Source organism: Sphingomonas sp. DMC8 (assembly GCF_056314185.1).
In genome coordinates, this window is the sequence record NZ_JBQUYV010000002.1 from 760,590 (window position 1) to 777,096 (window position 16,507).

Annotated in this window: 19 protein-coding genes; 9 read left to right on the top strand and 10 right to left on the bottom strand. The window is 65.2% G+C overall.

The window, feature by feature from the left end:
* Positions 1-119: 119 nt before the first annotated feature.
* Together ACT53K_RS07455 and ACT53K_RS07460 are read left to right on the top strand one after the other, a co-directional pair.
* Positions 120-923: a TrmH family RNA methyltransferase gene (locus tag ACT53K_RS07455; RefSeq protein WP_476227930.1), complete on the top strand. Its 804-nt coding sequence runs from the start codon at positions 120-122 to the stop codon at positions 921-923.
* Positions 924-1,424: 501 nt separating this feature from the next.
* On the top strand, positions 1,425-2,096 hold the full coding sequence (locus tag ACT53K_RS07460) for a DUF6804 family protein (RefSeq protein WP_476227931.1): 672 nt from the start codon (positions 1,425-1,427) through the stop codon (positions 2,094-2,096).
* 323 nt (positions 2,097-2,419) lie between these two features.
* Here the strand turns inward: ACT53K_RS07460 and ACT53K_RS07465 are convergent, their stop codons facing one another.
* From ACT53K_RS07465 to recR, 3 genes are all read right to left on the bottom strand, one after another.
* The gene (locus tag ACT53K_RS07465) at positions 2,420-3,826 is read right to left on the bottom strand and encodes a DNA recombination protein RmuC (RefSeq protein WP_476227932.1); all 1,407 of its coding nucleotides are present in this window, start codon (positions 3,824-3,826) and stop codon (positions 2,420-2,422) included.
* 343 nt (positions 3,827-4,169) lie between these two features.
* Positions 4,170-4,697, bottom strand: coding sequence for a peptide deformylase (gene def, locus ACT53K_RS07470; RefSeq protein ID WP_476227933.1), 528 nt, complete (start codon positions 4,695-4,697; stop codon positions 4,170-4,172).
* Between the two features lie 31 nt (positions 4,698-4,728).
* Positions 4,729-5,325 carry a recombination mediator RecR gene (gene recR, locus ACT53K_RS07475; RefSeq protein ID WP_476227934.1) on the bottom strand — a complete coding sequence of 199 codons (597 nt, stop codon included), beginning with the start codon at positions 5,323-5,325 and terminating at the stop codon, positions 4,729-4,731.
* A gap of 53 nt (positions 5,326-5,378) precedes the next feature.
* On the opposite strand from recR, the gene fmt reads away from it, so the two are divergent.
* The gene (gene fmt / locus ACT53K_RS07480; protein WP_476227935.1) at positions 5,379-6,281 is read left to right on the top strand and encodes a methionyl-tRNA formyltransferase; all 903 of its coding nucleotides are present in this window, start codon (positions 5,379-5,381) and stop codon (positions 6,279-6,281) included.
* On the top strand, positions 6,278-7,021 hold the full coding sequence (gene truA / locus ACT53K_RS07485; protein ID WP_476227936.1) for a tRNA pseudouridine(38-40) synthase TruA: 744 nt from the start codon (positions 6,278-6,280) through the stop codon (positions 7,019-7,021). Before fmt ends, truA begins: the two co-directional genes overlap by 4 nt.
* Before the next feature lie 81 nt (positions 7,022-7,102).
* Here truA and ACT53K_RS07490 read toward each other — a convergent pair whose 3' ends face one another.
* The 5 genes from ACT53K_RS07490 to ACT53K_RS07510 all read right to left on the bottom strand — a co-directional run bounded on the left by ACT53K_RS07490 (position 7,103) and on the right by ACT53K_RS07510 (position 10,193).
* Entirely contained in the window at positions 7,103-7,462 is a 360-nt protein-coding gene (locus ACT53K_RS07490; protein WP_476227937.1) for a tetratricopeptide repeat protein, read from the bottom strand.
* Between the two features lie 171 nt (positions 7,463-7,633).
* Entirely contained in the window at positions 7,634-8,059 is a 426-nt protein-coding gene (locus ACT53K_RS07495; protein WP_476227938.1) for an ExbD/TolR family protein, read from the bottom strand.
* Between the two features lie 26 nt (positions 8,060-8,085).
* On the bottom strand, positions 8,086-8,565 hold the full coding sequence (locus ACT53K_RS07500; RefSeq protein WP_476227939.1) for an ExbD/TolR family protein: 480 nt from the start codon (positions 8,563-8,565) through the stop codon (positions 8,086-8,088).
* Between the two features lie 86 nt (positions 8,566-8,651).
* Entirely contained in the window at positions 8,652-9,452 is an 801-nt protein-coding gene (locus ACT53K_RS07505) for a MotA/TolQ/ExbB proton channel family protein (RefSeq protein WP_476227940.1), read from the bottom strand.
* Between the two features lie 63 nt (positions 9,453-9,515).
* A complete protein-coding gene (locus tag ACT53K_RS07510; protein ID WP_476227941.1) occupies positions 9,516-10,193 on the bottom strand; it encodes an energy transducer TonB in 678 nt (225 codons plus the stop codon).
* 228 nt (positions 10,194-10,421) lie between these two features.
* On the opposite strand from ACT53K_RS07510, the gene ACT53K_RS07515 reads away from it, so the two are divergent.
* Positions 10,422-11,246 carry a hypothetical protein gene (locus ACT53K_RS07515; RefSeq protein ID WP_476227942.1) on the top strand — a complete coding sequence of 275 codons (825 nt, stop codon included), beginning with the start codon at positions 10,422-10,424 and terminating at the stop codon, positions 11,244-11,246.
* Positions 11,247-11,288: 42 nt separating this feature from the next.
* On the opposite strand, the gene ACT53K_RS07520 is transcribed toward ACT53K_RS07515, so the two are convergent.
* The gene (locus ACT53K_RS07520) at positions 11,289-11,660 is read right to left on the bottom strand and encodes a dihydroneopterin aldolase (RefSeq protein WP_476227943.1); all 372 of its coding nucleotides are present in this window, start codon (positions 11,658-11,660) and stop codon (positions 11,289-11,291) included.
* A gap of 185 nt (positions 11,661-11,845) precedes the next feature.
* Between ACT53K_RS07520 and ACT53K_RS07525 the strand changes: the two genes are divergently transcribed.
* The 4 genes from ACT53K_RS07525 (at position 11,846) to ACT53K_RS07540 (ending at position 14,806) form a co-directional block, all read left to right on the top strand.
* Positions 11,846-12,358 carry a GNAT family N-acetyltransferase gene (locus tag ACT53K_RS07525; protein ID WP_476228006.1) on the top strand — a complete coding sequence of 171 codons (513 nt, stop codon included), beginning with the start codon at positions 11,846-11,848 and terminating at the stop codon, positions 12,356-12,358.
* Between the two features lie 65 nt (positions 12,359-12,423).
* Positions 12,424-12,990 (top strand): DUF1285 domain-containing protein, encoded by a 567-nt coding sequence (locus ACT53K_RS07530; protein ID WP_476227944.1) that lies wholly within the window; start codon positions 12,424-12,426, stop codon positions 12,988-12,990.
* Entirely contained in the window at positions 12,987-13,583 is a 597-nt protein-coding gene (locus tag ACT53K_RS07535) for a CoA pyrophosphatase (RefSeq protein ID WP_476227945.1), read from the top strand. Before ACT53K_RS07530 ends, ACT53K_RS07535 begins: the two co-directional genes overlap by 4 nt.
* Complete coding sequence (locus ACT53K_RS07540) at positions 13,580-14,806, top strand: CCA tRNA nucleotidyltransferase (RefSeq protein ID WP_476228007.1); 1,227 nt, start codon at positions 13,580-13,582, stop codon at positions 14,804-14,806. The genes ACT53K_RS07535 and ACT53K_RS07540 overlap by 4 nt, the downstream gene beginning before the upstream one ends.
* Here the strand turns inward: ACT53K_RS07540 and ACT53K_RS07545 are convergent.
* Entirely contained in the window at positions 14,746-16,401 is a 1,656-nt protein-coding gene (locus tag ACT53K_RS07545; RefSeq protein ID WP_476227946.1) for a putative bifunctional diguanylate cyclase/phosphodiesterase, read from the bottom strand. The two genes, ACT53K_RS07540 and ACT53K_RS07545, sit on opposite strands and share 61 nt — an antisense overlap.
* Between the last annotated feature and the right edge of the window lie 106 nt (positions 16,402-16,507).

Genomic DNA, 16,507 nt, shown 5'->3' on the forward strand with positions numbered 1-16,507 from the left:
GAAGCGCTGCGACGTTCCATCCCCTCCCCTGGCCCCTCCCGCAAGCGGGAGGGGAACGCGCGCGGCGAGGGTTCCGCGCCCAGCTAGCCCCCGCCCCCATCCGGCCCTATACGGCCCCGATGCCACGCGAAATCACTGCCTTTTCCAACCCCCTCATCAAGCGCATCCGCAATCTGCGCGACAAGCGCCATCGCCGCGACGAGGGGCTGTTCCTCGCCGAGGGACTGCGCATCCTGACCGAGGCACGCGAGGCCGGGCGTATCCCCGACTATCTGTTCTACACCGCCGAAAGCGCCCGCCACCCGCTGGTCACGGCGCTCGTCACCGCCACCGAGGCACAGGGCGGCGAGGCGATCGAGACCAATGCCGACATCCTCTCGAAGCTCTCCGGCAAGGACAATCCGGGCGCGGTGGTCGGCGTGTACCCCGAGTTCGCACTGTCCCTCGACCAGATCGACCGCAGCGCCGCGCCGATCTGGCTGGTCGCGGAGCGCTTACGCGATCCCGGCAACCTCGGCACCATCCTGCGCACCGGCGACGCGGTTGGCGCCGGCGGGCTGATCCTGCTCGACGACTGCGTCGATCCCTTCTCGGTCGAGGCGGTGCGGGCGAGCATGGGCGCGCTGTTCACCGTCCCCGTCGCCCGCGCCCGCTGGGATGAGTTCGAGCCCTGGCTGCGCGCCGGCCCCGGCCAGCTCGTCGGCCTGAGCCTCGATACCGACCATGACTATCAGGCCCCGCGCTACGCCGCGCCGACCTTCCTGCTCACCGGCAACGAGGCGCAGGGCATGCCGCCGCACATGGAAGCCGCCTGCGACCTGCTGGTGAAGATCCCGATGCTGGGCAAAGCCGACAGCCTCAATGCGGCAGTGGCAACGGCGGTGATGGCCTATGAGGTGCGGAACCAGATACGGCGGGGGTGATGGGATGGGGGTGCCCCCGTTTCACCCCACTCCCCCTCACCCTTCCGCGCCTTCGGCGCTCCCTCTCTCTCCCACAGGGGAGAGGGAGCAGGACGCCATCTCTCCCTCTCCCCTGTGGGAGAGAGAAGGGGCCCGCTGCCGAATGCAGTGGGAAGGGTGAGGGGAACACGGGGCAAGCATTCGCTCCCGCCCTCCTCCTCCCCCTCCCCGCCGCCGCGCAACTCGTCGAGCCCACCCCGCCCGCGAGCAGCCCCGCGCCGAGACACCCCCGCTCTCCCCCGACGAACAGCGCCTCCTGGGCGACTGGCGCATCACCGGGATCGGGGGACACCCGACCCTCCCCGGCAACCATGCGCAGCTGAAACTGGAGGGGCTGCGGATCAGCGGCTATACCGGCTGCAAAGCGCTGGGCGGCTGCTGCACTGGAAGCAAAGGAAATGCGCTGGTGCTGGTGCAAGTGGTAGCGTATATTTCACCCGAAACTTCCGGGGGATAGCCGTCTTGAAATTCCCAACTCCGCCTAGAGTAATCTTTCTAATAACCTCAATCGCGCTTTTTATCGCCGCATCCAATCCCGTCGATCCGGATTACGGTTATTACACGCTGCTGAGGCTGATTGTGTCCGCATCATCTACTTGGACGTGCCTTTACCTATGGCATAGAAGCTGGCGCAATGTTTCAATTGGTTTCGGGTTTTTCGCACTTTTGTTCAACCCAGTCTTTCCAGTTCGTTTTCAACAGGACACATGGGCGCCAATTGATCTCTTAACTGGCGCAGCGTTTGCACTGACGTTTGCGCTAACGGGCAACAATCGCCTCGCAAAGTCCGCAAGACAAGCGCCAGCATTTATAAGGCGCAATCGCCGCAATCTTGCGGCCGGCGGGCTGCTCGCTCTCTCTGCTACATGCGCGCTTATCGGCTACGCGGTGATACAACGAGAAGCCGCGATAAGATCTACGGAAACGGCAGAAGCCGAATACAGAAAGCGAGAAACAGAAGGAAAGTACCAGGAGCACCTCTTGCGCGAAAGAGAAGAAGAACAAAAAGCTATTCAGCAAAAATTACACGGCATTGCTCGGGCAAAAATTCTTGCAGAACAAAACAAAATAGCGAGCGCAGCCGACATAGAGCTCGCAATTATATACGAAAACTCTACAGGCAATCAAATATAATCGCTTAATTCCTTGATACATAATAGATCATTTTATCAGCTAGCTGCGATAAACTCAATTGATAACAATAAGTCGCCTCCAATCAACCCTCTCGAACAAAGCGATGAGGAAGGGTACCAATATTGGAAATCTCACCATAAACCTGAAAGATATGGAACCAATAACCATCTACCCACGATTGCTGAGGTCGTCCGACAAGTACGAAAAAAACAAACACTGCGAGAAATTTCAGACCGATACAAAGCTTCGCGAGGAAGCGCCAGCAATTCGACAACTCCGATTTTTGAAGCTGGTGATAAGGAGCAACCTTACGAGTAGCCCCCTCACTCCGCCGCGGCCGCTTCCTCTGCCACATCGCCCCCATCCGGCGCCGGCAGTTCCGCCGTCGGCGCCCGCGCGATCACGTCGACCGTGTCGATCGCGTCCAGCGTGCTGTTGCCGATATCCACGTTGAGCGCCTGGAAGCGCCGCGCGGATACCATCACCCGGCCTTCGAAGCTCGCGACGAACTTGTTGTAATTCTCCACCGCGCTGTTCAGCCCGCCGCCGACGCGCTTTAGATGGCTCGCCGCCGTCGCCAGCCGCTCGTACAGTTCCTTGCCCAGCTTGCCGACTTCGCGGGCGTCCTCGGTCAGCTTCTGCTGGCGCCACATCGACGCAACTGTGCGGGCAAGCGGCAGGAAGGCCGAGGGGCCGGCGATGATCACCCGGTTGCGCGCCGCGCGCTCCCACAGCTCCATGTCCACTTCCAGCGCGCTCGACAGGAAATTGTCGCCGGGGATGTACATGATCACGAAGTCGGGCGCCTTTTCGAACTGCGCCCAATAGGCCTTGCGCGACAGCGCCTCGGCATGGGTGTTCATCGCCTTGGCGTGCGCCTTGAGCGCCGCCGCGCGCTCCTCGGCGCTGATCGCCTCGGCCGCCTGCAAATAGCCGTCGAGCACGCACTTCACGTCGACGATCAATTGCTGGTCGCCCGGCAAGCGGATGATGAAGTCCGGCCGCAGCATGCCGTCCTCAGTGGTGACCGAGACTTCGGACGCGAAATCGACATGGCCGGACAGCCCGGCGATCTCGATCAGGTTGCGGAACTGCTGCTCGCCCCAGCGGCCGCGCGTCTTGGGCGCGGCGCGCAGGGCATTGACCAGCTTGGAGGTTTCCGCGCGCGTCTCGCCCAGGCTGGCATGGACGGCGCTGATCGCCTCGCGGAGCTGGCCATAGCTGTCGCTGCGATCCTTCTCGACCCGCTGCAGACCTTCCTCATAGCGCTTGAGGGTGGTGTCGATCGGCTGGAGCAGCGTGCGCAGCCGCTCCTCATTCTTCTCGCCAGCCTGGTGGAAGCGCGCCTCGGCACGTTCGAGAAAGGCCCGCTGGGTTTCGTCGAGCATCTTGGCGGCGGTTTCGCGGAACTGGCCGGACATCGCCTCCCGCGCGTTGATGAACTCGGCGAGCCGCTCCTCGAACGCGCCGGCCTTGGCCTTGAGCTCGGCCAGCTCGATGCGGGCGGCGTCACGCTCGTCGCGCAGCAGCGCCACTTCCTCGCGCAGTTCGGGGATCTGGTGGGCGCGCTCCTCGGCCATGGCAAGATCGGTGATGGCGGCCTTGAAATCCGCCTCCCGCCGCGCGCTCTCCGCCCGCGCCTCTGCCGTGCCACGGGCACCGAGCAGCCAGCCGAGTACCACGCCGGCGACAAGGGCAACGATCACGAAAACGATGAGCAACGGGTTCAAATCACGCCTCCAGAACAGAAGGCGAACCTATCGCGCGGGGGGATTTCCCGCAAGGGTGGGCGGGCTCGGTTGGGCTTGGCTTGGGTGGATCTGGTAGCCGGTCGGGGGATGGGTTCACGCTGAGAAGAACTATGCGCGCAAAGGCGCAGAGAGCGCAGAGTAGAATAAGAAAAGGATGTTCACGCGGAGGCGCGGAGACGCGGAGGTTTCACGCCATGCTGCGGCGTCAGCCGCTTTTCAGGTCGCAACCGCTGCGGTAATCGAATGGAAAATAGCCGCTACGCGGCAGAAAAATTCTTCTCCGCGTCTCCGCGCCTCTGCGGGAAACGAAAAGCCCCGGCCCTCAGGCGGCGCTGCGACGGGCCTTGTTGAGCTTCTTCATCAGCATGTCGCGCTTCAGCCGCGACAGGTGATCGAGGAACACGATGCCTTGCAGATGATCCATCTCGTGCTGGATGCAGGTCGCGAGCAGGCCTTCGAAGACTTCGTCATGCGCCGCGCCATTCTCGTCGAGCCACTTTACGCGGCAGCGCGCGGGGCGTTCGACATCGGCATATTGGTCCGGCACCGACAGGCAGCCTTCGGTATAGACCGACTGGTCCTCCGACGGCTCCAGAATTTCGGGATTGATGAAGACGCGCGGGTGCCGGACCGGCTTGCCCTCCTCGTCCTCTTCCTCCTGCAGATCCATCACGATCAGGCGCTTCGCCACGCCGACCTGGATGGCGGCCAGGCCGATGCCGGGCGCGTCGTACATCGTGTCGAACATGTCGCCGATCAGCGCACACAAATCATCGTCCACCGTCTCCACAGGTTCGGAGACAAGGCGCAGACGCGGATCGGGTACTTCGACGATGGGGAGGATGGCCATCCCCCAAATTTAGGAGCGCGCTCCCGCAGCGTCAAGCAACCGGCCGCCGCGCGCGGAGCGCCTGGGCCAGCGTGCCCTCGTCGAGATAGTCGAGCTCGCCCCCCACCGGCAGGCCGTGGGCAAGCTGCGTCACCCGCACCGGGAACGCCTCCAGCCGTTCGGAAACATAGTGGGCGGTGGTCTGGCCCTCCAGCGTGGCGTTCATCGCCAGCACAACTTCGTCGATGCCGCCCTGCCCCACCCGGCGGACGAGTGCGTCGATCCGCAGATCCTCCGGCCGCACGCCGTCCAGCGCCGAGAGCCGCCCGCCCAGCACATGGAAGCGGCCGGGGAATAGCCGCGCACGGTCGAGCGCCCAGAGGTCCGCCACTTCCTCCACCACGCACAGCGAACGATCGTCGCGGCGCGGATCAGCGCAGATCGCGCAAGGATCGCTGGTATCGACATTGCCGCAGGTGCGGCACGTCGTCAGCCGCTGACTGACCGCCGACAGGGCGGAGAGCAGCGGGTCGAGCGCCGTCTCCCGCTTTTTCAGCAGGTGCAGCACGGCGCGGCGGGCCGATCGCGGGCCGAATCCGGGCAGCCGCGACAAGGCCTGGGTGAGCGCTTCGATTTCGGGAGACGCCATGAATGCAGACATAGGGGCTTGCGCCCGGCCCTGCCAAGCGGTTGAGGGGACATATGCGCATCGTCTTCATGGGAACACCCGATTTCGCCGTGCCGGTGCTCGACGCGCTGGTCGCCGCCGGGCACGAGATCGTCGCCGCCTATAGCCAGCCGCCGCGCCCCGGCGGGCGGCGCGGCAAGGCGCTGACGCCCTCGCCGGTCCATGCTCGTGCCGAGACACTGGGGATCGCAGTGCGCACGCCGCTCAGCCTGAAGGGCGCTGAGGAGCAGGCCGATTTCGCGGCGCTGGAGGCCGATGTCGCGGTGGTCGCCGCCTATGGCCTGATCCTGCCGCGCGCGGTGCTGGATGCGCCACGTCTCGGCTGCCTGAACGTCCATGGTTCGCTGCTGCCGCGCTGGCGGGGCGCGGCGCCGATCGAGCGGGCGATCCTGGCCGGCGACGCGGAAACGGGCGTGGGGATCATGGAGATGGAGGCCGGGCTGGATACCGGCCCGGTGCGACTGGAGGGGCGCACGCCGATCGATCGCAAGACCGCCGGCGAATTGCGGGCCGAACTCAGCGAGCTGGGCGCGCGGCTGATGGTGCAGGTGCTCGCCGATTTCGATGCGCATCCGGCGGTACCGCAGCCGGACGAGGGCATCACCTATGCCGCGAAGATCGACAAGGCGGAGGCGCGGCTGGACTTCACCCGCAGCGCGATCGAGGTCGAGCGGGCGGTGCGCGCGCTCAACCCGGCGCCGGGCGCCTTTTTCGAGTTGGGTGGCGAGCGGTTCCGGGTCCATGCCGCCGATCTGGTGGACGCCACCGGACCAGCGGGCACGGTGGGGGAAGAACTGCTGATCCATTGCAGCGAAGGCGCGATTCGCCCGACGCTCATCCAGCGCGCCGGACGCGGGGCGATGGCTGTCGGCGAGCTGCTGCGCGGTTTCCCGATTCCAGCGGGAACACAGCTTTGACGCGCTTTGCCCTGACCGTGGAGTTTGACGGCCGCCCGTTCATGGGCTGGCAGCGGCAGGATCACGGCCCCAGCGTGCAGCAGGCGATCGAGGACGCAGCCTATGCTGTGACCGGCGAGGATGTGGTCGTCCATGCCGCCGGCCGCACCGACGCGGGGGTGCATGGCCTCGGCATGCGGGCGCATCTCGATATCGCCAAGCCGATCGCGCCGTTCCGGCTGATGGAAGCGCTCAACGCGCGCCTGCGGCCCGATCCGGTGGCGATCCTGTCGTGTGAGGAAGTCGCGGATGACTGGCACGCGCGATTCTCGTGCCTTGGCCGGCACTATGAATATCGTATCGTAACGCGGCGGGCGCCACTCACCTGGGAAAAAGGGCTAGCCTGGCGCGTGGTCGGCCCGCTCGACGTGGCGACGATGCAGGCGGCGGCGGGGCATCTCGTCGGACGGCATGACTTCACCACGTTTCGCTCGGCGCATTGCCAGGCGGAAAGCCCGGTGCGAACGCTTGATCGGCTAGACGTGGTAGCGGAAGGCGAGCGGATCAGCGTGTTCGCTTCTGCCCGGTCGTTCCTGCACCATCAGGTACGGTCGATGGTCGGATGCCTCGCGCTGGTCGGTCAGGGAAGATGGTCAGTGGAGGATGTACGGGACGCGCTGGCTGCGCAGGACCGGACCAAGCTGGGCCTCAATGCGCCACCCGACGGACTGTTCTTTCTACGGGCAGATTATCCGGCGTAGTGGGCTCGACATGAAGGGGAGTGTCTGCCCGGTGCGGCTGGTTCGCGAATACGTCGCCAGCCGCCCTCTGGGGTCTATGGTTTAGCGCGAAGCAGTGCGCTGGGCAGAATCGAGATAACGGAGGCCCGTCTGGGCGATTTCGTGCGACCCGCGCCAATGGTTGGTCGAAACCTGCATCTGTTCGTCGGGCTGCGCCAGCACCTGACGATAGAGGGCACGCGCCTCGTCGCGACGGCCGGTGGCATAATAGACAGCGGCAAGGTTAAGCTTCACTTCGGGACGGCCGGGGTTCACCTGCATTTCCGAGACGAGGGTCTTTTCGGCCTGCGGGAAGGCGCCGGTGAGGATCTGCCTCGCCGCCATCGGCCCATCCTGTGCAGCAGCCGGGGTAGCCATCAGCATCAGCGGCGCAGCGGCCGCGACCACAAGTTCGATACGCATCGCAATCTCCTAGATCGTGTTACACCAGCCTTGCATTTTCATGTCACTGGAATGACTATTTTGTGACACTTTGGTTGCAGGCTCGCAACCCCGGAAATCTGCATATGCGAAAAAAAGGGCGGCCCCTTTCGGGACCGCCCTTTGCTTCACGTTCCGACGGCCGAAGCGCGATCAGAAATCGTTGCGATACTGCTCGTTGCCGATGAAGCCGAGCTTGGTCACGTTCGCGCGCTTGATGATCGCAAGCACGCGGTCGACCACGTCGTAGCGGGCCTGCGGATCGGGCTGGAAGTGCAGCTCCGGCTCCGGCGACTTGGTCAGCGATGCGTCCAGATACTGGCGCAGCGTCACATCGTCGATCGGCATGCTGTTCCAGTACACATTACCCTGCGGGTCGATGTATACCTTGTTCTTGTCCGGCTCGACCACGTTCTGCGGCGTGTTGTTCGGCTGGGGCAGGTCGACCTTCACCGCGTGGGTTTGGACCGGGATGGTGATGATGAACATGATGAGGAGCACGAGCATGACGTCGATAAGCGGCGTCGTGTTCATCTCCATCATCGGTTCGCCGTCGTCGCGGCCACCGCTCATTGCCATTTCAGTAACTCCCTAAACGGTGCCGGTCACAGCCGGGTCGTCGTCGAACCGGGTTCCGGTTCCGAGATGAAGCCGACCTTCACGAACCCTGCCATCTGCATCGTGTAGATGGTGCCGCCGATGCACTTGTAGGGCGTGTTGATGTCGCCACGGATGTGCACTTCGGGAAGTTCGAGGCCGGCAGCATTCGGACCGCCCTGGCGCTCGATCTCCGCCTTCAGCTTCGCAACTGCCTTGTCGAGCAGTTCGCCATGGTTGACGCGCGTCATGCCCCAATAGACCTCGCAGCCATCCGGACCCGACTTGACCGAGAGCGAAACGTTCTCGGGCTTGGTGACCGTCGGCTCGAACTGCACCTTGGGAAGCGTGAGGTTGACCGTCTGGATCACAACGGGAACGGCGATGAGGAAGATGATCAGGAGCACCAGCATCACGTCCACGAGGGGCGTGGTGTTGATGTCCGACATCGGGGTGTCGTCGCCACCGCTGCCTGTGCTAATCGCCATTGGGCGCTATCCTATCCTTCTTGTTCGCCGGGCCGGGAGGACCGGCGGCGGGGCTGCGCGATCCCGGCAGCCCCGCGCCTCAGTCGTTACGAGCGCGGAGTCTGGACACCGCCCGCCTGACCGGCGGTGGTGGTCGCCGGCTTGGCAGCGGCAGCGGCCGGAGCCTTCTTCACCGCAGCGGCAGCGGGCTTCACCTTGCCTTCCGAAGCCAGGTAGCCGAGCACGTCGTTCGAGAAGGCGTTGAGGCCTTCCGCGATCGCCTTGTTGCGGCGCTGCAGGAAGTTGTAGGCGAGCACGGCCGGAACGGCCACGACGAGCCCCAGCGCGGTCATGATCAGCGCTTCACCGACCGGGCCGGCGACGGCGTCGATCGAAGCCTGACCCTGCGCACCGATCTTGATGAGCGCGCGGTAGATACCGATAACCGTACCGAACAGACCGATGAACGGCGCAGTAGCACCGACGGTCGCGAGGAAGGCCAGGCCGCCGTTCAGCGCCGAGTTGATCGACGCTTCCGAACGCGCCAGCGAGCCGTGCAGCCAGTCATGCGCTTCGACCGGATCGGTCAGCAGCTTGTGGTGATCCTGGGCTTCCAGGCCGTCATCGACGATCTGGCGATAGGCCGAGTTCTTCTCGAGCTTCGCAGCGCCTTCACGCAGGCTGGTGCTGCTCCAGAAGCTTGCGCGGACGCGCTTCGCCTGGTTGATGATCTTCTGCTGCTCGAAGATCTTGGTGAAGAAGATGTAGAGCGACACGAACAGCATCAGCACCAGAATGCTGAAAACCGTCTGCGAAATAAGGCCACCTTCCTTCAGCGCCGGAATGAGGCCGTACGGATTGTCGCCCTTGGCTGCGGTAGCGCCGGCAGCGAGAATGGTCGTGAGCATTGGTCGATTCTTTCCCTTGCAAGAATATCTGTCACGGCTGACCCGAGGCCAACCAGGTTGGCCTTATTGATCCTGGAGACGCCAGGTGAAGGTGAGCGCCTTGCGGCCACCCGGGGTCGGGTGTCCGGCCTGGTCGAGTGCCGGGGAATAACGCCCACGGCGGGTAACCAGACGGCAGGTCGCTTCATCCAGCGCACGCGAACCGGACGACTTGGTCACCGAGCAATCGGCGATACGGCCATCGGCAGTGATCTGGAACGCGATACCCACGCTGCCCTGCTCGCCAGCGCGCTGCGCCGACGGCGGATAGTCATCCGGCGTAACCCACGACGACGGATTGCCCTTGGCAGCCGCAGCCTTGCTGATCACCGGAGCGGCAGGCGCCGGCGGAGCAGGAGGAGCAGGCGGTGCCGGCGGCGAAATCGGCGGCGCGGGCGGAATAACCGGCGTGGTCGGGATCGGCGGCGCAGGCGACACCGTCTGCACGATGGCCGGCGGCACCACGACCTGCGTCGGGGGCGGCGGCACCGGCGTATCCGGCGGCGGCGGCGGCGGCGGAATCTCTTCCGGCGGGGGCGGCGGCTCTTCGACCTCGAAGGTCTTCAGCTCTTCCGCCTTTTTCTTGATGTATTGGTATGCCAGACCTGTGACGAAGGCATAACCCATGCCAGCGACGATGATCGCGACCATAACGATCGCGACGACGCGGCTGCCACTTACATTACGGTCAGCGTAAGCCATTCGGCAACGTCACTCCCTCTAATCCTGCATGCGACCCTGGACGGCTGGCTGCCGCGCACAAGTCCGCCCGCCGTGAATCGCAGATGCGTCCTCTTCGGCGAGAGCGCCGAGTCTGTATCGTGGGCATCCGAACGACGCAAACTCTTTGTCGGACGAATTGGTCCTACAAGCGGACCATGGCAGAATTATTTCTGTATAACCACAGCGCAATCGGCTAACGGCGGCGCCATGAAGCGCCTCCTCCCCATGGTCTTTTGTTGCGTGGCGGCCCTGCCGGCGGCCGCGCAAATCCCGCAAAACCGCCAGGAATCCCCGGCTGTCTTACCAACCTATGTCACGGTCGCCACGGCTGTCGCGAGTGCCCCGTTCGTGATCGACGCGCGCATTGCCGATGTGATCAAAATCAAGGACAGCGATGCTGCCGGACTGGCCCCGGGACGGGCTCGCCTCTACGTTCAGGCCGATGTTCTGGCACTGATTCGCGGCGCGCATCCGCTGCCCGCGCAGATCAGCTACCTTGCAGAAGTGCCGCTCGATTCTCGCGGCAAGGTACCCAAGCTGAAGAAGCAGCGCGTGCTACTTTTCGCGCGCGACGTCGCGGGACAGCCCGGGCAGGTGCAGCTCACCGGGCTCGACCGCCAGTTCGCCTGGTCGGCGCTGCTCGACGAGCGCGTGCGCACGATCGTGCGTGACCTTCTGGCCGCCAATGCGCCGCCGGCCGTCACGGGTGTGGGCAATGCTTTCCATGTCCCCGGCACGCTGCCCGGCGAAGGCGAGACCCAGGTGTTTCTGAAAACGTCCACGGGCGCGCCCATTTCGCTGCAAATCCTGCGCCGCCCGGGCGAACAGACGCGCTGGGCAGTGTCGCTGGGCGATATCGTCGACAATGCCGCCGGTGCCCCGGCGCATGACACGCTGCTCTGGTATCGTCTGGCCTGCGGGCTGCCGCGTACCCTGCCCGACGATGCAGTCGCGTCCGAAGAGCAGGAAAACGCTGCCGCCGCGCGCGAGGACTATGCGCTGGTGCTGCGCGACCTGGGGCCGTGCAGCTGATACCCCTTGCGGCGGGCGGGGCCAAAGCGCCCTGCCCGTCCGTCAGCGGCGGTGCCGCACGAGCCGGATGCCGATCGATTCGCCTTGTTCGGCAATCGCCAGCTTCACGATCCGCACCTCGACGCGGCGCACACGCGAATCGGAGATGAAGAGCGTTTCGCAGATGTGGTCGGCCACAGCCTCGATCAGCGTAAAATGCACGTCCTTGGGCAGCGCGTCGGTGGCGGCGTGCTTCAGATCGATATAGCTTTTGGACGCGCTGAGCGGCGTATCCGGCGCGAATCGCTTAGGAAGGTCGAGGTCGGCCGTCACCGAAATACGGAGCGGCTGCGGCAGATGCGTCTCCTCGGAATAGACGCCGGTCAGAACGTCCACTTCCAGGTCGTGAACCTGAAGCTGCAATAGGTCGGGCAATCAACGGACCTTTCGAAAAACTGGCGCGCGCCATAGCAGATGCGGCGGCGGGCGAAAGCCCGGTGCATGCGGCGCACCGCACCCGCAGCAATTTGCACTTGCACCGCGCCGCCGGGACGGTACAGCGCCCCGCCCCTTGCAACTGGTGCCGGGGACACAGGGTGAAAGGCCCAGGCGTGGACAAGATGGTGCCGCTCTCTTCGGTGGATCCGCTCGCGGTCGAGGCATTGCTCGATCGCGCGTTCGGCGTCGACCGGCACCAGCGAACGGCCTATCGCGTGCGCAGCGGGACTCTGCCGATTGCGGGCTTGAGCTTTGCGCGGTTGGGCGAAGACGACAGCCTTTCAGGGGTCATACAGGCCTGGCCGGTCGAACTCGTCTGCGACCGGGGCGGCGCCGCGCCTATGGTGATGGTCGGCCCGGTGGCGGTGGAACCCAGGCTGCAGCAGGGCGGCATCGGCCGCGCGCTCATGGAACGCCTCCTCGCTGCCCTGCCCAGCTCCGCCGATCCCGGCGCCGATGCCGCGATGCTGATAGGCGATCCGGAATATTATGGCCGCTTCTTCGGCTTCACGGCCGATCGAACGGCCGGCTGGCGCCTGCCCGGGCCTTTCGAGCCGCGCCGTTTGCTCGCGCGCGGCGATGCGGTGCCCGAAGGCAGCGGCATGATAGGGCCACGACTGCGCCAGGCAGCCTGACCACCGCGCCCTAGGGATTTCGCCGGCTTCGACAAAGGCTGCGGTTCCGGTCTAAGGGGTTTGCCATGCCGATGACGCCCCCGCCCGATTTCGCCAGCCTCTCGCTCGCCGAGATTGCCCGGCTCGCCGAGGCGAATCGCCTGCCGCCCGTCGAAAGCTGGAACCCGGCGCATTGCGGAGACAGCGAGATGCGAATCGCCCGCGACGGTACCTGGTATCATCAGGGCGCGCCGATCAACCGGCCCGCGATGGTACGGCTGTTTTCCACCATTTTGCGGCGCGAAGCCGATGGCCGCCATGTCCTCGTCACGCCGGTCGAAAAGCTGGACATTGCCGTCGAGGACGCGCCGTTCCTGGCAGTGGAACTCAAGGTGGAAGGCGAAGGCGCCCAGGCGCGGCTCGCCTTCCGGCTCAATACCGAAGAGCTGGTGGTCGCGGGGCCGGAGCATGGTCTGCGCTTCGAATCGCGCGAAGATGGACCACACCCCTATCTGCACGTCCGCGGCGGCCTGGAGGCGCTGGTTACGCGCGCCGCCTATTACGAGCTTGCCCATATGGCGCTGTCGAATGGATCGACTCCGCCGGGCGTGTGGAGCAATGGCGCCTTCTTTCCGCTGGAGCCGGATGCATGACCCTGGCCGAACGGCTGCGGACAGCGCTGGCGACGGAACATGCGGTGGCACCGATCCTGTTGCCGGGCGATCATTATGATTTCGATCCCGATGCGGAAACCCGGCCCGCCGCCGTGTTGGTCGCCGTTACCGACCGTGCCGAACCGGGGGTGATCCTCACCCAGCGCAATCCCAATCTGCGCCGCCACGCCGGGCAAATCGCCTTTCCCGGCGGCCGCATCGATCCCGAGGACAGCGGCCCTGTCGCCGCCGCCCTGCGCGAAGCGGAGGAGGAAATCGCCCTGCCCTGGCGTACCGTCGACGTGATCGGCACGGTCGAGCATTATCGCACCGTCACCGGCTATCAGGTGACGCCGGTAATCGGCGTCGTGCCGCCCGACCTGCCGCTCGTGCCCTCCGAAGCCGAAGTCGCCGACGTGTTCGAGGCCCCGCTTGCCTTTCTGCTCGACGCCGCCAACCATGCCGAACGCACTGCCTTCTACCAGGACCGCGAACGGCGCTATTACGAGATATTGTGGAACGAGCGGAGAATCTGGGGCGCGACGGCAGCGATGCTGGTCAATCTTTCGCGGCGGTTGCAGTGGCAGCCATGATCCTGCCCGATGCCGAATGGTGCCGCCGCGACGGGCTGGCGCAGCTGACTAAGGTGCTGGGCGCGGAGGATGGTGACGCGCGCTTCGTAGGCGGCGCGGTGCGCGACACGCTGCTGGGGCTGACAGTGGCGGATATCGACCTGGCCACCCGGCTCACCCCCGAAACCGTGATCGCCCGCCTCCGCACCGCCGGTATTCGCGCGGTGCCGACCGGTATCGAGCATGGTACCGTGACTGCCGTGCTGGACAGCGGTCCGGTCGAAATAACGACGCTGCGCCGCGATGTTTCTACCGACGGGCGGCGCGCGACCGTAACCTTCACCGATGACTGGCGCGAAGACGCGGCGCGGCGCGATTTCACGATGAACGCGCTCTATGCCGATCCCTTGTCGGGCACGCTCTACGACTATTTCGGCGGCCTCGACGATCTGGCGGCGCGCCGGGTGCGGTTCATCGGCGACCCGCTCCGCCGCATTGCCGAGGATCATCTGCGCATCCTGCGCTTCTTTCGCTTCCTCGCCCGGTTCGGCGACGCGCCCGATCCCGCCGGGCTCGACGCCTGCACAGCCCGCGCGCGCGACCTGATGGCGCTCAGCCGCGAACGGATCCGCGACGAACTGCTGAAGCTGCTCGTTGCGCGCGATGCGGTTAGGGTGGTCGGGCTGATGCTGGAACGCGGCATTTTCGCGCCCGTGCTACCCGAGATCACCGATGCCGACCTGCTTGCCCGCCTCGCAGCGCGCGAGACGGCGACGGGCACGGCGGCAGACCCGATCCGCCGGCTGGCCTCGCTGCTGCCACGCGATGCGATGCTGGGCGAGACGATCGGCGCCCGGCTCAAGCTTTCAAACGCGCAGCGCAAGCGGCTGGTGCTGGCACTGATGCCCTATCAGGGCGAGCCGATCCGCGCGCTTGCCTATCGCATCGGCGTGGCCGAGGCAGTCGATCGGCTGCTGCTGTCCGATGCCGATCCTGCGCGTCTGGGCGAACTGGAGGCATGGACGGTCCCGACGCTGCCGATCAGCGGCGGCGTGCTGGTCGAACGGGGGCTGGCGCGCGGACCCGACGTGGCGCGCGCGCTCCGCGCTGTCGAGGATCAGTGGATTGCGGAGAGCTTCCCCGATGCCGCCCGAGCCGACGCCATCGCCGACACGATCGTCGCTCAGATGCTGGGCACGCCGATCAGCGAAAAGGCCTCGTCCGCCGGCACCGGCCGCGAATAGAGAAAGCCCTGGCCGAAGGTGCACCCCAGCGCAGCGAGTGTCTGGGCGAGCTCGTTGGTTTCGATGCCCTCTGCCGTGGTGCGCATGCCCAGCGCCTGGGCGAGGCTGAGGATCGCCCGGACGATGGCGATCTTGTCGCGGTCGGCCAGCATGCCGGTCACGAAACTGCGGTCGATCTTCAAAATGTCGATCGGCAGCTTCTGCAGATAGGCAAGGTTGGAATAACCGGTACCGAAATCGTCCATCGCCAGCGTGGTGCCCAGATCCTTCAGGGCCTTCATCGTCTGGGCGATGCGATCCGGATCGGTGACGATCGCGCTTTCGGTCAGCTCCAGCGTAAAGCGGTCGCCAGACAGCCGATGGGCGTCGAGCGCGGCCTTAACCATCGCCGGGATCTGGTCGCGCTGGAGCTGGATCGCGGAAAGATTGACGGCCACGCGAATCCCGCAGTCACCGCCGGCCTGCGCATCCCAGCCGGCCAGCGTACGCGCCGCCTCTTCCATCGCCCAGCGGCCGAGCGGCAGGATCAGCCCCGATTCCTCGGCAACGGGGATGAATTCGTCGGGGGACACCCGCACGCCATGTTCGTTGGTCCAGCGGGCAAGCGCCTCGAACGATACGATCCGCCCCGTCGCCAGGTCGCAGATCGGCTGGTAGCACAAGGTGAGCCCGCCATTCTCGATCGCGCGACGCAGTTCGGTTTCGATCGCGAATTGCTCGCGCGCCAGATCGAAGGCGCGGGTGTGATAGATTTCGGTACGGCCGCTTTTCTTGGCCCGTTTCACCGCGAACTGGGCGTTACGGATCAGGTCTTCGGGATCGCCATCGGCATCGGCCCCCAGCGCAATGCCGACCGAGCAATCTACGCGAATCTCGAAGTCCGATAGCCTGAACGGATTGCCGAGAGCAGCGTGTATCCGCTTGGCGACATGCAGCGCGTCGTTCGTGCCGTCGTCGAGCACCATCAGCACGCCGAATTCATCGCCCCCCATCCGGGCGAGGACATCGCGGCTGCGGAGCGCCCCCTTCAACCGGCGCGCCACCGAAATCAACAGTTCGTCGCCAGCCAGACCACCGGCACAGGCATTGACACGGCTGAACCGGTCGAGATTGATCACCAGCACGGCATGGCGCGCGGCATCATCGGGGCCGATACGATTTTCTATTTCGTCGGAAAAGCCGGCGCGATTGGGCAGTCCGGTAAGGCTGTCGGTCGCCATTTCGCGGCGAAGGCTGTGCTCGGTCCGCAGCTCAGAGGTCTGGTCGACCAGCGTAACGAGGCAGCGACCGGTGCCGCGCGAGCTCGGCCGCCGCGCGATCATCACCCGGAAATGACGGCTGTCGACTTCATCCCCGAACTGCCAGGCGATTTCGCACTGGGTTTCGTCCGAGCCGAGGAACTTGCGAATGCGGCTGCCCAGCAAGCGGATCAGCGGTGATTCGGCAGGCGTAACGCCCAGGCCTGCGGTCCGGAAGGCGCGATTGAGCGCCTCGAAATGCAGCGCCTCCCCCTCCAGCGACACGACTGCGCACGGCACCGGCAACAGATCGAGCACCGCGCCATAAGCCCTTGGGCCATGGCTATTATCCGGCATCGTCGAGGAACTGCACTCCTCAACGCGCCTGGGAACCGGCCGGGGCCTCAGAAACGGCATCACGATCCGGGTGCTAACCCGAATTGGTTAAAGCCGACTGAAGCAA

Excerpts from the sequence above, each read along its gene's own strand:
- ACT53K_RS07495 (WP_476227938.1), bottom strand. The coding sequence starts at position 8,059 with ATGGCAATGAGCGGTGGCCGCGACGACGGCGAACCGATGATGGAGATG.
- ACT53K_RS07545 (WP_476227946.1), bottom strand. The coding sequence starts at position 16,401 with ATGCCGGATAATAGCCATGGCCCAAGGGCTTATGGCGCGGTGCTCGAT.
- ACT53K_RS07510 (WP_476227941.1), bottom strand. The coding sequence starts at position 10,193 with ATGGCTTACGCTGACCGTAATGTAAGTGGCAGCCGCGTCGTCGCGATC.
- ACT53K_RS07530 (WP_476227944.1), top strand. The coding sequence starts at position 12,424 with ATGCCGATGACGCCCCCGCCCGATTTCGCCAGCCTCTCGCTCGCCGAG.
- ACT53K_RS07455 (WP_476227930.1), top strand. The coding sequence starts at position 120 with ATGCCACGCGAAATCACTGCCTTTTCCAACCCCCTCATCAAGCGCATC.
- ACT53K_RS07500 (WP_476227939.1), bottom strand. The coding sequence starts at position 8,565 with ATGGCGATTAGCACAGGCAGCGGTGGCGACGACACCCCGATGTCGGAC.
- ACT53K_RS07505 (WP_476227940.1), bottom strand. The coding sequence starts at position 9,452 with ATGCTCACGACCATTCTCGCTGCCGGCGCTACCGCAGCCAAGGGCGAC.
- def (WP_476227933.1), bottom strand. The coding sequence starts at position 4,697 with ATGGCCATCCTCCCCATCGTCGAAGTACCCGATCCGCGTCTGCGCCTT.
- ACT53K_RS07490 (WP_476227937.1), bottom strand. The coding sequence starts at position 7,462 with ATGCGTATCGAACTTGTGGTCGCGGCCGCTGCGCCGCTGATGCTGATG.
- ACT53K_RS07535 (WP_476227945.1), top strand. The coding sequence starts at position 12,987 with ATGACCCTGGCCGAACGGCTGCGGACAGCGCTGGCGACGGAACATGCG.
- ACT53K_RS07525 (WP_476228006.1), top strand. The coding sequence starts at position 11,846 with ATGGTGCCGCTCTCTTCGGTGGATCCGCTCGCGGTCGAGGCATTGCTC.
- fmt (WP_476227935.1), top strand. The coding sequence starts at position 5,379 with ATGCGCATCGTCTTCATGGGAACACCCGATTTCGCCGTGCCGGTGCTC.
- ACT53K_RS07540 (WP_476228007.1), top strand. The coding sequence starts at position 13,580 with ATGATCCTGCCCGATGCCGAATGGTGCCGCCGCGACGGGCTGGCGCAG.
- recR (WP_476227934.1), bottom strand. The coding sequence starts at position 5,325 with ATGGCGTCTCCCGAAATCGAAGCGCTCACCCAGGCCTTGTCGCGGCTG.
- ACT53K_RS07515 (WP_476227942.1), top strand. The coding sequence starts at position 10,422 with ATGAAGCGCCTCCTCCCCATGGTCTTTTGTTGCGTGGCGGCCCTGCCG.